14 protein-coding genes are annotated in these 12,662 nt (G+C 74.1%); 6 read left to right on the forward strand and 8 right to left on the reverse strand.

All coding sequences use genetic code 11. The features are described from left to right. Nucleotides 1–21: 21 nt before the first annotated feature. A complete protein-coding gene (locus A0J59_RS03830) occupies nucleotides 22–546 on the reverse strand; it encodes a MarR family winged helix-turn-helix transcriptional regulator (protein ID WP_064315274.1) in 525 nt (174 codons plus the stop codon). A gap of 60 nt (nucleotides 547–606) precedes the next feature. Beyond that, nucleotides 607–1,368, reverse strand: a complete 762-nt coding sequence (locus A0J59_RS03835) for an isoprenyl transferase (protein WP_047232070.1) — start codon at nucleotides 1,366–1,368, stop codon at nucleotides 607–609. A gap of 294 nt (nucleotides 1,369–1,662) precedes the next feature. Here A0J59_RS03835 and A0J59_RS03840 point away from each other — a divergent pair, with 294 nt between their 5' ends. Continuing rightward, a complete protein-coding gene (locus A0J59_RS03840; protein ID WP_047232069.1) occupies nucleotides 1,663–2,406 on the forward strand; it encodes a hemolysin III family protein in 744 nt (247 codons plus the stop codon). Between the two features lie 13 nt (nucleotides 2,407–2,419). On the opposite strand, the gene A0J59_RS03845 is transcribed toward A0J59_RS03840, so the two are convergent. The 3 genes from A0J59_RS03845 to mca are packed head-to-tail and all read right to left on the reverse strand — an operon-like array spanning nucleotide 2,420 to nucleotide 4,580. Continuing rightward, complete coding sequence (locus A0J59_RS03845) at nucleotides 2,420–3,226, reverse strand: carbon-nitrogen hydrolase family protein (RefSeq protein WP_064315275.1); 807 nt, start codon at nucleotides 3,224–3,226, stop codon at nucleotides 2,420–2,422. A gap of 2 nt (nucleotides 3,227–3,228) precedes the next feature. Then, complete coding sequence (locus A0J59_RS21770) at nucleotides 3,229–3,642, reverse strand: hypothetical protein (RefSeq protein WP_047232068.1); 414 nt, start codon at nucleotides 3,640–3,642, stop codon at nucleotides 3,229–3,231. Beyond that, a complete protein-coding gene (gene mca, locus A0J59_RS03855) occupies nucleotides 3,639–4,580 on the reverse strand; it encodes a mycothiol conjugate amidase Mca (protein ID WP_047232067.1) in 942 nt (313 codons plus the stop codon). Before mca ends, A0J59_RS21770 begins: the two co-directional genes overlap by 4 nt. Before the next feature lie 195 nt (nucleotides 4,581–4,775). On the opposite strand from mca, the gene A0J59_RS03860 reads away from it, so the two are divergent. Both A0J59_RS03860 and greA read left to right on the forward strand, forming a co-directional pair. Next, the gene (locus A0J59_RS03860; RefSeq protein ID WP_064315276.1) at nucleotides 4,776–5,210 is read left to right on the forward strand and encodes a DUF4307 domain-containing protein; all 435 of its coding nucleotides are present in this window, start codon (nucleotides 4,776–4,778) and stop codon (nucleotides 5,208–5,210) included. A gap of 307 nt (nucleotides 5,211–5,517) precedes the next feature. Then, a complete protein-coding gene (greA, locus tag A0J59_RS03865) occupies nucleotides 5,518–6,000 on the forward strand; it encodes a transcription elongation factor GreA (protein ID WP_047232065.1) in 483 nt (160 codons plus the stop codon). A gap of 61 nt (nucleotides 6,001–6,061) precedes the next feature. On the opposite strand, the gene ilvA is transcribed toward greA, so the two are convergent. The 3 genes from ilvA to A0J59_RS03880 form a co-directional block, all read right to left on the reverse strand. Next, nucleotides 6,062–7,327, reverse strand: coding sequence for a threonine ammonia-lyase (gene ilvA / locus A0J59_RS03870; protein ID WP_047232064.1), 1,266 nt, complete (start codon nucleotides 7,325–7,327; stop codon nucleotides 6,062–6,064). After that, entirely contained in the window at nucleotides 7,324–8,619 is a 1,296-nt protein-coding gene (locus A0J59_RS03875) for an AI-2E family transporter (RefSeq protein WP_064315277.1), read from the reverse strand. Before A0J59_RS03875 ends, ilvA begins: the two co-directional genes overlap by 4 nt. A 101-nt stretch (nucleotides 8,620–8,720) precedes the next feature. Then, the gene (locus A0J59_RS03880) at nucleotides 8,721–9,962 is read right to left on the reverse strand and encodes a cystathionine gamma-synthase (RefSeq protein ID WP_064315278.1); all 1,242 of its coding nucleotides are present in this window, start codon (nucleotides 9,960–9,962) and stop codon (nucleotides 8,721–8,723) included. A gap of 107 nt (nucleotides 9,963–10,069) precedes the next feature. Between A0J59_RS03880 and A0J59_RS03885 the strand changes: the two genes are divergently transcribed. The 3 genes from A0J59_RS03885 to A0J59_RS03895 all read left to right on the forward strand — a co-directional run bounded on the left by A0J59_RS03885 (nucleotide 10,070) and on the right by A0J59_RS03895 (nucleotide 12,658). Beyond that, nucleotides 10,070–10,864: an SDR family NAD(P)-dependent oxidoreductase gene (locus A0J59_RS03885; protein WP_047232061.1), complete on the forward strand. Its 795-nt coding sequence runs from the start codon at nucleotides 10,070–10,072 to the stop codon at nucleotides 10,862–10,864. Nucleotides 10,865–11,008: 144 nt separating this feature from the next. After that, nucleotides 11,009–11,683, forward strand: coding sequence for a peptide-methionine (S)-S-oxide reductase MsrA (gene msrA / locus A0J59_RS03890; RefSeq protein ID WP_047232060.1), 675 nt, complete (start codon nucleotides 11,009–11,011; stop codon nucleotides 11,681–11,683). A 138-nt stretch (nucleotides 11,684–11,821) separates the two neighbouring features. Then, the gene (locus tag A0J59_RS03895) at nucleotides 11,822–12,658 is read left to right on the forward strand and encodes an aldo/keto reductase (RefSeq protein ID WP_064315279.1); all 837 of its coding nucleotides are present in this window, start codon (nucleotides 11,822–11,824) and stop codon (nucleotides 12,656–12,658) included. Nucleotides 12,659–12,662 lie beyond the last annotated feature (4 nt).

Consider the following 12,662-nt stretch of genomic DNA (forward strand, 5'->3'; position numbering starts at 1 on the left):
TCCCCGCCACAGCGGTCAGGGTCACCACCCGTCCGCCCGGGGGTCCACCGCGTCCGGGATCGTGGACTGCGCCGCACGCAGCCGCTCGAGGAGCGCGCCGAGCGTCGCGAGCTCGTCGTCGTCGAGCGCCCCGCCCACGTAGGTCGCGATGGCCCGGGCGTGCGCGCGGCCGGTCGCTCGCTGGAGGTCCCGACCCGCCGGGGTGAGCCGGACGAGCGTGCCGCGTGCGTCGTCGGGCGCGGACGTCCGCTCGACGAGGCCGCGCGTCGCCAGCCGGTCCACCATGCGGCTCAGCGAGGGCTGGCTGAGCAGGATGTAGACGTTGAGGTCGCGCAGGCGCATGCCCTCGTCGGGGCCCTTGGTGAGCGAGAAGAGCACGTCGTACTCGCGGAGGGTCAGGCCGTCCCAGACGGGGTCCGACTGGAGCCGGCGCATGATGGTCACCTGCGCCCGGAAGAGCGACTCCCACGTCTCCACCGCGAGGCGCGGGCTCGCATGGCCGGGTGCGGTCACGGGCCCGTCGTCGCGGTAGCCCTGCTCGGCCATGACACCCCCGGACGGCTCGATCGATGCGTTCGCATCGACCTTATCGGCTGAGCGACGAGATCAGCGGCCGAGCCGGCGCTCGCGCTGGGAGTACGCGCGCAGCGCGCGCAGGTAGTCGACGCGCCGGAAGTCGGGCCAGTAGGCCTCGCAGAAGTAGAACTCGGAGTGCGCGCTCTGCCAGAGCAGGAACCCGCCGAGGCGCTGCTCGCCCGACGTGCGGATGACGAGCTCCGGGTCCGGCTGGCCCTTGGTGTACAGGTGCTCCTCGATGTGCTCGACGTCGAGGTTCTCCGCGAGGTCCTGGAGCCGCGCGCCGGCGGCCGCCTGCTCGCGGAGGTAGGACCGCACCGCGTCGGCGATCTCGTGCCGGCCGCCGTACCCGATGGCCACGTTCACCTGGAGCCCGTCCACGGAGGCCGTGCGCTGCTGCGCCTCGCGCAGCGCGGCCGTGAGGCGCTCGGGGAGCAGGTCGAGCCGGCCCATGACCCGCAGGCGCCAGCGGCCCGAGTCGGCGAGGTCGCGCACCGCGTCCTCGATGATGTCGAGCAGCGCGGAGAGCTCCTCCTGCGAGCGCGAGAGGTTGTCGGTCGAGAGCATCCACAGCGTGACGACCTCGACGCCCTGGTCCTCGCTCCAGCCGAGGAACTCCGCGATCTTGTCCGCACCGCGGCGGTGGCCGGTCGCCGTCGACTCACCGAACGAACGCGCCCAGCGCCGGTTGCCGTCGAGGATGACGCCCACGTGGCGCGGCACGCTCTCGTGCGAGAGGGTCGCGGCGAGGCGACGCTCGTAGAGTCCGTAGACAGGGCGGGGCAGGCGCACGACGGTTCCTCGACGGTGGAAGGACGGGGTGTCGCCCGGCGGGCTGGTCCTTTTCGGGACGAGCGGGCCGAACCCGCACACGCTACCGCTCCGCATCGCTCGGACGGCAGGGCGGCGGCGGCCGCCCACGCCCCTGCCCAGGATCTTCACACCGCGGCGCCGTCCGCGGTCATCTACCTACGCTGCCGTAACCTACGATGGCGTAGGTTGACCGGGACGGCACCGCACGCCGGCCCCGTCAGACCGAGCACGACCCTGACCGCGCCCGATCCGGCCCGACCCCGAGGAGACGCCGTGGACCGACCGACCGACCGCGACCGCACCCCGAGCGCACCCGACGCGGGCGCCCTGGAGAGCGTCCGCGAGAGCGTGGGCGACGCCGTCGAGAAGGTCGCCGAGGCGGTCAAGCCCCGCCTGCGCGGGTGGATCCACGCCGGGACGTTCCCCTTCGTCCTCGTCGCGAGCATCGTCCTCGTCGTCGTCGCGCCGCCGGTCGCGGGCAAGGTGTCGTGCGCGATCTTCGGGCTCAGCGCGTGCCTGCTCTTCGGCACGAGCGCGGTCTACCACCGCGGCACGTGGTCGCCGCGCGTCGCCGGGGTCCTCCGCCGCGCCGACCACTCCAACATCTTCCTCATCATCGCCGGCACCTACACGCCCCTCGCGGTGCTCCTGCTCCCCCAGCGGACCGCGACGATCCTCCTCGCGATCGTGTGGGGCGGAGCCGTCCTCGGCCTCCTCGCCCGGATCCTGTGGCTCGACGCCCCGCGCTGGGTCTACGTGCCCATCTACGTAGCGCTCGGCTGGGTCGCCGTCGGCTACATGCCGCAGTTCTGGACCACGACGAACGGGCCGGCGATCGTCTGGCTCGTCGCCGCGGGCGGCCTCGCCTACACGCTCGGCGCCGTCGTCTACGGCATCAAGAAGCCGAACCCCAGCCCCCGCTGGTTCGGCTTCCACGAGATCTTCCACGTGCTCACCGTCGTCGGCTTCACGTGCCACTACGTCGCGATCATGCTGGCGGCGGTCGCGGCGCGCTGAGCGCGCCGCGGGCTCAGTCCCGAGGGACGACGGCGTAGCGGCGGTTGGCGAGCGACGGGTTGCGCTCGCGCACGCTCGCCAGGGCCGCGGGATCGAGGTCGGCGCTGCGCAGCTCGGCGCCCTCGCCGAGCTCGAGACCCACCTGGCCGTCCGGGCCCACGAGGACCGAGCGGCCGGTCACGCCCTTGCCCGCCTGGCCGACCGCGAGCACGACGGCGGTGTTCTCGATCGCCCGCGCCCGGGCGAGGGTGCGCCACTGGTCCGCCTTGAGGTCGCCCGCCGCCCACGCCGCGGGCACGACCAGCACGTCCGCACCGGCGTCGACGAGCCGCCGCGCACTCTCGGGGAACCGCAGGTCGTAGCACGTCATGACGCCGAAGGACAGGTCACCGAGGCGCAGGACCAGCGGGGGCGCCGCCGGGTCGCCGGCGTCGAGCCGGTCCGACTCGCGGTGCCCGAACGCGTCGTAGAGGTGGACCTTGCGGTACGTGCCCACGAGCTCGCCGGACGCGTCGACGGCGACCACGACGTTGACCGCACGTCCGGCTGCGCTGCCGGGCACGAGGGTGCCCGCGATCGCGGCGACCCCGTGCTCGCGCGCGAGCCGGCACAGGGTCGTCACGAACGGCCCGTCGAGCGGCTCGGCGTGCTCGACGCCCGTACCTCGCGGGTCGAATCCGGCCGCGTACTCGGGGAGCACGAGCAGGTCCGCGCGCACGCGCGCCGCCTCCCGGAACGCGGCGCCGACCGCGACGAGGTTGGCCGCGTGGTCGGCCGACACCTCGAGCTGGCCGATGGTGACCCGCGCCCCGGTGGCCACGGTCAGCCCTGCCGCGCGGGACCGCCGCCGGGCGCCCCGCCGGGCGCGCCGCCGTCGGGTGCCCTGTCGTCGCCCGTCGCGCCGCTGGGGGACTCTCCGTCGGAGGTCGCGCCACCGTCGCCGTCGCCCGGCTCCAACGGTCCGTCCGCGCCGATGCCCTGCACCTCGGCGTTGTGCCGCATGCGCCGGAGCTGGCGGGACAGCGCGAAGAAGAGGCCGACGGTCGCGAGGGCCACCGCGAAGATCGCGAGGAAGCCGACGAGGCCCGGCGACACGTCGTTCGGGTCGAGGTCCTCGCGCAGGGGGTCGTCCGAGGGGCTCGGCGTCGCGGTCTCGGCCACGACGTCGGCCGCCCAGCCCGGGCCGCCCGCACCGGTCGCCGCCAGGGAGTCCACGAGGGACGTCGTCGTGGTCACGAGGCCGCCCCCTCGCTCGCGACGAGCTCGCGGACGCCCGCGAAGAGGTCGTCCTCGGGCAGCTGCGTGGGGACGCGCGACTCGGCGAGCTCGAACTCCTCGAACGGCCACACGTCGACCTCGAGGTCGCGCGGGATCGCGAAGAAGAAGCCGTCGGGGTCGATCTGCGAGGCGTGCGCGATGAGCGCCGCGTCGCGCTGCGCGTAGTAGCGCGCGACGTGCACACGCGTCGTGACCTCGCGCTCGGGGATCTCCCGCGCGGACCGCGACTCGACCCAGTCGCCGAACGGCGACTCCAGGCCGGCACCCTGCATCGCCTCGTGCAGCGTGCGGATGCGGTTCATCGAGAAGTCGTGGTTGTAGTACAGCTTGAGCGGCGCCCACGGGGCCGCGCCGCCCTCGCGGCGGTAGCGGTCGGGGTCGCCCGCGGCGTGGAACGCCTCGAACGCGACGCGGTGGCACATGACGTGGTCGGGGTGGGGGTAGCCACCCGACGGGTCGTACGTCGTCACGACGTGGGGCCGGAACTCGCGCACGAGCTCGACGAGCGGCGCGGCCGCCTCCTCGAGCGGGACCAGGCCGAACGAGCCCTCCGGCAGCGGGGGCAGCGGGTCGCCCTCCGGGAGCCCCGAGTCGACGAACCCGAGCCACTGCTGGCGGACCCCGAGCGCGCGCGCCGCGGACGCCATCTCGACACGGCGCAGGGCGCGCATGCCCTCGATGCCGTCGGGCCCCTCGCCGAAGCTCGGGTTGAGGATGTCGCCGCGCTCACCGCCCGTGCACGTCGCGACGAGCACGTCGACGCCCTCGGCCGCGTAGCGGGCGGCCGTCGCGGCGCCCTTGCTCGACTCGTCGTCGGGGTGGGCGTGCACGGCCAGCAGACGGAGCGTCTCCGGCTGCTCGCGGTGGGTGGTCGATCCGGCCGCGGGTTCGGCCACTGGTCCTCCCGGGTACGTCGTACGTCTCCTCGCACGGCCGGACCTGTCGTGGGTGCACGACGAGCGCCCGGGCTCTGCGAAGATGGGTCGAGGACATGATCCCCCACCGCGCCCACACCTGACGAACCGCCGGGACCACCGGCAGGACGCCGGGCCTGCGACCGGACGCGGCGGCACCGACCACGGGACCGCACCATGACGAACGAGACCACCGCCCCGCAACCGAGCTCGGGTGCCCCCCTGCGACCGCCGGCGGGCCGCTACGGTCCCGAGCCGACCGAGCGGCGCCGACGCCTGGCCGTCGTCGGGATCGTGCTCGTCGCGATCGTCGGGCTCGCGATCACGCTCGTCATCGGGCTGCGGTACGCGAACGAGCCGGTGCGGTTCAAGGACTTCGGCTACACCGTCGTGAGCCCGGAGCGCGTCGACGTGACGTTCGAGGTCTACATGGACCCGGGGACGACGGCGACGTGCACGCTCGACGCCCTCGCCGAGAGCTTCGCCCAGGTCGGGACGGTCGACGTGACGGTCGGCCCGGTCGAGGTCACGGAGTCCCGGTACACGGTGAGCGTGGCGACCTCCGAGCTCGCCACGACGGGCATCGTCCAGTCCTGCCGCGTCGCCCCGTGACGGACCCCGGGGTGTCGGCCCCGCGCGCAGACTGACCTGCGGCGTCGCTGTCGGAGCCCTGTGCTTTGCTATCCTGAGGGATTCCCGCACCCGATCGTGTGGAGCCCGAGACTGCGTGCTGGTGACAGGCACGCGTCCTCCGGGCACCCCGGCGACCAGCGGGAGACCAGTCCTACGCGCTGCCACCCGGCCAGCGTCACCGACCCGGGCAGGCAGGCGCACCGCGAACGCACGCGCCCCGGCTGCCCGTACCCGTACGGCCGTGCGACCGACCCGGCCGTCGACCATGGAAAGGAAGGAGCGAACCGTGACCGACACCACCGTCACCTGGCTGACCCAGGAGGCGTACGACAGGCTGCAGGCCGAGCTCGCCCACCTGTCCGGCGAGGGCCGTACCGAGATCGCGGAGCGCATCGCCGCCGCGCGTGACGAGGGCGACCTCAAGGAGAACGGCGGCTACCACGCCGCGCGTGAGGAGCAGGCCAAGAACGAGGCCCGCATCCGCGAGCTCACCGAGAAGCTGCGCAACGTGCAGGTCGGGACCCCGCCGGACGACGGCATGGTCGAGGCCGGCATGGTCGTCACCGCGGTCGTCGCGGGCGACGAGATGACGTTCCTCCTCGGCTCGCGCGAGATCGCCGGCACGACCGACCTCGACGTGTACTCGCCGACGTCGCCGCTCGGTGCCGCGATCGACGGCAAGACCGTCGGTGACGAGACGAGCTACACCGCGCCCAACGGCAACGAGATCGCCGTGAAGATCGTCGCCGCGAAGCCCTTCGAGGGCTGACGCGCCACCCGCGGACGCTCCGACGGCCCGGCCCCTCTGCGGAGGTGCCGGGCCGTCGTCGTCAGAGGCCGGGCGACCCGCCGTCGCTGCGCTCGACGCGGTAGCCCTCGGAGCGCAGGTGCGCGACGAGCTCGTCGCAGTGCTCCGGCCCCTTGGTCTCCACCTGCATGCGCACCCACGCCTCGCCGATCGCGAGGCCCACGTCGGTGCGGTCGTGGTCGATGTGCATGATGTTGCCGCGCTTGGTCGCGATGACCTCGAGCATGCGCGCGAGGGCGCCGGGGCGGTCGTCGAGCAGCACCTGGAGCTGGATGTACCGGCCGGCCGCCGCGAGGCCGTGCCGCACGACCCGCAGCAGCACGAGCGGGTCGATGTTCCCCCCGGACAGGACGACGACGACCGGTCCCTCGACCGGGTCCGCCGCACCCGCGTCGACCGCGGCCGTCCCGGACAGGAGCGCGGCCACGCCGGTGGCCCCCGCGGGCTCGACGAGCAGCTTGGCGCGCTCGGCGACCATGAGCAGCGACCGGGAGATCTCCTCCTCGGTCACCGTGCGGACCTCGACGCCGTGCTGGGCCAGGATCCCGAACGGCACGTGCCCGGGCGTCCCGACCGCGATGCCGTCGGCCATCGTCGCGGCGAGCCGCGCCGTCGTCGGCTCCCCCGCGGCGAGCGAGCCGGGGTAGGCAGCGGCGCGCTCCGCCTGCACGCCGATCACGCGTACGTGCGGCGCCGTCTGTGCGAACGCCCCGGCGAGTCCCGCGACGAGCCCGCCGCCGCCGAGCGGCGCGATCACGGTCCGGACGTCCGGCACCTGCTCGAGGATCTCCAGCGCGATCGTCGCCTGACCGGCGACGACGTCGGGGTGGTCGAACGGGTGGATGAACACGGCGCCCGTACGGTCGGCCTCGGCGCGGGCGGCGGCGAGGGTCTCGTCCACGTCCGCGCCGACGAGCCGGACCTCGGCGCCGTACTGGCGCGTCGCCGCGACCTTGGGCAGCGCGGCGTCGACCGGCATGTACACGACGGCCCGGATGCCGAGCAGACCGGCCGCGAACGCGACGCCCTGCGCGTGGTTGCCGGCGCTCGCCGCGACGACGCCGCGGGCCTTCTCGTCGTCGCTCAGGCGCGCCATGCGCACGTACGCGCCGCGCACCTTGAACGACCCCGCGCGCTGGAGGTTCTCGCACTTGAGCAGCACCCGGACGCCCGCGGCCTCGCTGATGGCGCGCGTCGTCTGCACCGGGGTGCGGTACGCGACGCCGTCGAGCAGGCGCGCTGCGTCGCGGACGTCGTCGAGCGTGACCGACAGCGGTCCTGACGTCACCGCGTCTCCCCGGGCGCGTCCTCCACGGGGCCGGCGTCCTGCGGGTCGACGACGGCGGAGTCCTCCCCGGCGCCCGCGCGGGTCCGACGGCGCGCGCCCACGTCCTCGAGGTCCGCCTCCGCGCGCGCGATGACCGGCGGTTGCGGGCTCCCCCGCACCACGACGCGGTCGTCCGTCCCGAGCTCGGGGAACTTGTCGTGCCCGTGCAGGTAGAGGACGACGGTGTTGAGGACCGCGGCGATCGGGACGGCGAACAGCGCGCCGACGATGCCCGCGGCGAAGCTGCCCGCCGCGACGACGAGCAGCACCGCGACCGGGTGCAGCGACACGGCGTGGCCCATGAGGAACGGCTGGAGGATGTGGCCCTCGATCTGCTGGACGAGCAGCACGATGCCGAGCATGACCAGCGCCTGGACCCAGCCCTGCGCGACGAGCACGACGAGCACCGCGATGGACCCGGTGACGATGGCACCGACGATCGGGATGAACGACCCGACGAACACGAGGATGCCCAGCGGCAGCGCGAGCGACGGGACGAAGAACGCGGCACCGATCCCGATGCCGACGGCGTCGACCGCCGCCACGAGGATCTGCGTGCGCGTGTACGCGGCGAGCGTGACGATGCCGCGGCGACCCGCCTGGTGGACGTTGTCGCGGGCGCGCAGGGGAAGCAGCCCGACCACCCAGGACCAGATCGTGCGCCCGTCGAGCAGGAAGAAGAACGTGCAGAACAGCGCGATGAGCGCGCCCGCGACCACGTGGCCGATCGTCGTGGCCGCGCCGAGCGCACCGGAGACGATCGAGTCCTGGTTCTCCGAGACCGCGGTCCCGGCCTGGTCGAGCCAGTGCGAGATCGTCGTCGAGTCCAGGCCGAGCGGGCCGTCGGCGAGCCACGCGGTGAACTGCTCGAAGCCCTCGACCGCCTGGTCGCGCAGGTCCTGGAAGCCGCTGACGATCTGCTGCCCCGCGATCGCCACGAGCCCCGCGACGACGACGATGAGCGCGATGAGCGCCGCACCGGACGCGAGGCCGCGGGACATGCGCAGATGACGGCGGAAGAAGCGCTGGACCGGCGTGAGCAGCACGGTGAGCAGGAGCGCCACCGCGATGGGGACGACGATCACCTTGAGCTGCGTGACGAGCCACAGGCCCGCCGCGATCGTCAGGCCGATGAGCAGGAGCCGCCACGACCAGGCGGCGGCCGAGCGCACCGAGTCGGGCACCGCCGCCGCTCCGGGTCGCCCGGGAGGAAGCGGGTCGGGGGTCCTGTGCTGGTCGGCCTGCGCGCTCACAGCGCAACACTAGGCGAGCGGCCCGCCCCGCGCGCCGACGAGCGCCCGCGACGCGCCCGGGTGTGCGCAGGATCTCCCCACGGCGCGGCGAGGGCCCCGGGCTAGGCCAGCGCCTGCGTGAGGTCCGCGACGAGGTCCTCGACGTCCTCGATGCCCACGGAGAGGCGGACGAGGTCGTCGGGGACCTCGAGCGCCGTCCCGGCGACCGAGCCGTGCGTCATGCGGCCCGGGTGCTCGATGAGCGACTCGACGCCGCCGAGCGACTCCGCGAGCGTGAAGACCTGGGTCCGGGCGCACACGTCGAGCGCCTTCGCCTCGCTGCCCGCGCGGAACGACACCATGCCGCCGAACCCGCTCATCTGCCGCGCCGCGAGCTCGTGCCCGGGGTGCGAGGCGAGGCCGGGGTAGATCACCTCGGTGACCGCGGGGTGGGCGGCGAGGAAGTCGGCGACGGCCGCGGCGTTCGCCTGGTGGCGGTCCATGCGCACCGCGAGGGTCTTGAGACCGCGCAGCGTGAGCCACGCGTCGAACGGCCCGGCGACGGCGCCCGACGCGTTCTGGTGGAACCCGACCGCGCCGGCGACGTCGGTCCCGCTCGCGGGCGACGCGAGCCCGCCCGGGAGCTGCGCGCCCGACGCCACGACGAGCGCTCCTCCGACGACGTCGCTGTGCCCCCCGACGTACTTGGTCGTCGAGTGCACGACGACGTCCGCGCCCAGCGCGAGCGGCTGCTGGAGGTACGGGGTCGCGAAGGTGTTGTCGACGACGAGCAGCGCGCCGGCGTCGTGCGCGACGCCCGCGAGCGCCGCGATGTCGGAGACCCCGAGCAGCGGGTTGGTCGGTGTCTCGACCCACACGACACGCGTCTCGGGGCGCACCGCGGCCCTGACGGCCTCGACGTCCGTGAGGTCGACGGGCGTGTGCTCCACGCCCCACGGCCCGAACACCCGGGCGATGAGCCGGTACGTGCCGCCGTACGCGTCGTCGGGCACGATCACGTGGTCCCCGGGACGCACGACGGCGCGCAGCAGCGTGTCCTCGGCGGCGAGCCCGGAGGCGAACGCGAACCCGCGCGCGGCGGGCGAGCCGTCCGCCGTCGGGCGCAGGCCGCCGGACTCCGCCGCCGCGAGCGCCTCCTCGAGCGCGGTGCGCGTGGGGTTCGCGGAGCGCGAGTACTCGTAGCCGCCGCGCAGTCCTCCGACGCCGTCCTGCTTGTACGTCGAGACCTGGTGGATCGGCGGCACGACGGCGCCGGTCGTCGCGTCCGGGTCCTGGCCCGCGTGGATCGCACGCGTGGAGAAGCCGGTGGTGGTCCAGTCGGGGTGCTCGCTCGAGGTGGTCACCTGGCCAGCCTACGGCGCACCGCCTGCTCGGCCGCGGTGGCGACGGGCGTCGTCGCGCGGGACGGTGGGTGGGGCGGCGCGCGTCGCCCGGCGCGGAGGGAGCACGCATGGAGATCGACCTCGGCGGGCGCAGGGCGCTCGTCACCGGCTCGGCGCAGGGCATCGGCCTCGCGATCGCCCGCGCCCTCGCGGGGTGCGGGGCGGCGGTCGTCGTCAACGGGCGCTCGGAGGAGACGTCGCAGCGGGCTGCCGACGACGTCCGCGAGCACGTGCCCGGGGCCGACGTGCTCGGTGTGGCGGCCGACCTCGCGACCGACGAGGGCACGGCGGCGGTGCTCGACGCCGTGCCACACGTCGACGTCCTGGTGAACAACCTCGGGATCTTCTCGAGCGAGGACCCGCTCGCGATCGACGACGCCACGTGGCGCCGCTACTTCGAGGTGAACGTCCTCGCGGGCGTGCGGCTCACGCGCGCCTACCTGCCGGGGATGGTCGAGCGCGGCTGGGGCCGGGTGCAGTTCGTCGGGAGCGACTCGGCGGTCGTGATCCCGGCCGAGATGATCCACTACGGCGTGAGCAAGACGGCGCTGCTCGGCGTCTCGCGCGGGTTCGCCAAGGCGGCGGCGGGCACGGGCGTCACGGTGAACAGCGTGCTCGCGGGCCCCACGCACACGGGCGGGGTCGAGGCGTTCGCGCGCGAGCTCGTCGGCGACGACCTGCCGTGGGACGAGGCGCAGCGCGTGTTCATGCGCGAGCACCGCCCGCAGTCGCTGCTCCAGCGCCTCATCGAGCCGGAGGAGATCGCGCACCTGGTCGCCTACCTCGCGTCGCCGCTCGCGTCGGCGACGACGGGTGCGGCCGTGCGCGTCGACGGCGGCTACATCGACTCGATCGTCCCGTGAGAGGCTCGTGCCGTGCGCCCGCCCGGCTCGCGGAGGGCCGGCGTCGGCCCGGAACACCCGCCGCCCCCGCGGCGTTCTACCCCGTGCCAGGACGATGCGTCGTGGGCCAGCGCCCCGGTCGTCCGGTACTTCAGGAGGTAAGCGATGAACTCGATCTTCGACGCGATCTTCGGCTCGTCCGGCAAGACGACGATGATCGCCCCCGAGGACGCGCTGCCCGGGCGCCAGTCGCCCGTGCTGCAGACCCCGCGTCCCCACACCGTGCTCGGCACGTCGATCACCGGTCCGTGGCCCGAGGGCACGCGCGTGCTCTACCTCGCGATGGGCTGCTTCTGGGGCGCCGAGGAGATCTTCTGGCAGGTCCCCGGGGTGGTGAGCACCGCCGTCGGGTACATGGGCGGCACGACGCCGAACCCCACCTACGAGGAGGCGTGCACCGCGCGCACCGGCCACACCGAGACGGCGCTCGTCGCGTACGACCCCACGAAGGTCTCCGAGGAGGAGCTCCTCAAGATCTTCTGGGAGCGCCACGACCCGACGCAGGGCTACCGCCAGGGCAACGACGTCGGCACCCAGTACCGGTCCGCCGTCTACTGGACGACGCCGGAGCAGGAGCAGGCGGTCCGCGACACCGCGGCGCGCTACTCGGCGGTGCTCGAGGCCAAGGGCTACGACCCCGTGACGACCGAGATGCGCCCCGCGGCCGAGGCCGGCCCGTTCTACTACGCCGAGGACTACCACCAGCAGTACCTCGACAAGAACCCGAACGGATACCGCTGCCACGCGACCACGGGAGTCCCCTTCCCGAGCGCCGCGTAGCACCCGCCGAGAGAAGAGGAGCGGCCCCTGATCCCCGCGGATCGGGGGCCGCTCCTCGTCCCTCGCCCGCGCGACGGCCCCGGCGCCCCCGTCCCGCCGGGGTGCGTGCCGCACCGGGCCCGACGCACCATGGGGCCCATGACGATCCCCACCCTCAGCGCCCAGGACGGCACGACGATCCCCGCGATCGGCTTCGGCACCTACCGCCTCAACGGCGAGGAGGGCGCGGAGACGGTCGCGCGCGCGATCGACGCGGGCTACCGGCTGATCGACTCGGCGTTCAGCTACGAGAACGAGGGTGCCGTGGGTGCGGCCGTCCGCCGTGCGGACGTCCCGCGCGACGACGTGATCGTCACGTCCAAGCTCCCCGGTCGCCACCAGGCCCACGACGACGCGGTCCGCACCGTCGAGGAGTCGCTCCTGCGCACCGGTCTCGAACGCATCGACCTGTACCTGATCCACTGGCCGAACCCGCGCGTCGGGCGGTACGTCGAGGCGTACGAGGCGCTCGTCGAGTGCCGCGAGCGCGGGCTGGTCCGCCACGTGGGCGTCTCGAACTTCCTGCCCGAGCACCTCGACGCGGTGATCGCCGCGACGGGCGTGACCCCGGTCGTGAACCAGGTCGAGCTGCACCCGTACTTCCCGCAGGCGGCGCAACGTGCCGCCGACGCCGAGCGCGGGATCCTCACCGAGGCGTGGAGCCCGATCGGCCGCGCGAGCGACCTCCTGCGCGACCCCGCCGTCACGGCGGTGGCTGCGGCGCACGGCGTCTCCCCCGTCCAGGCGATCCTGCGCTGGCACGTGCAGCTCGGCGTCGTGCCGCTGCCCAAGGCGTCGACGCCCGAGCGCCAGCGCGAGAACCTCGACGTCTTCTCGTTCGAGCTCACGACCCACGAGATGAACGCCCTCACGGGGCTCGCGCGTCCGGACGGACGCACGAACGACCAGGACCCCGCGGTGTACGAGGAGCTCTGACGGG

Source organism: Cellulosimicrobium sp. I38E (assembly GCF_001647255.1).
Lineage (GTDB): Bacteria > Actinomycetota > Actinomycetes > Actinomycetales > Cellulomonadaceae > Cellulosimicrobium > Cellulosimicrobium cellulans_E.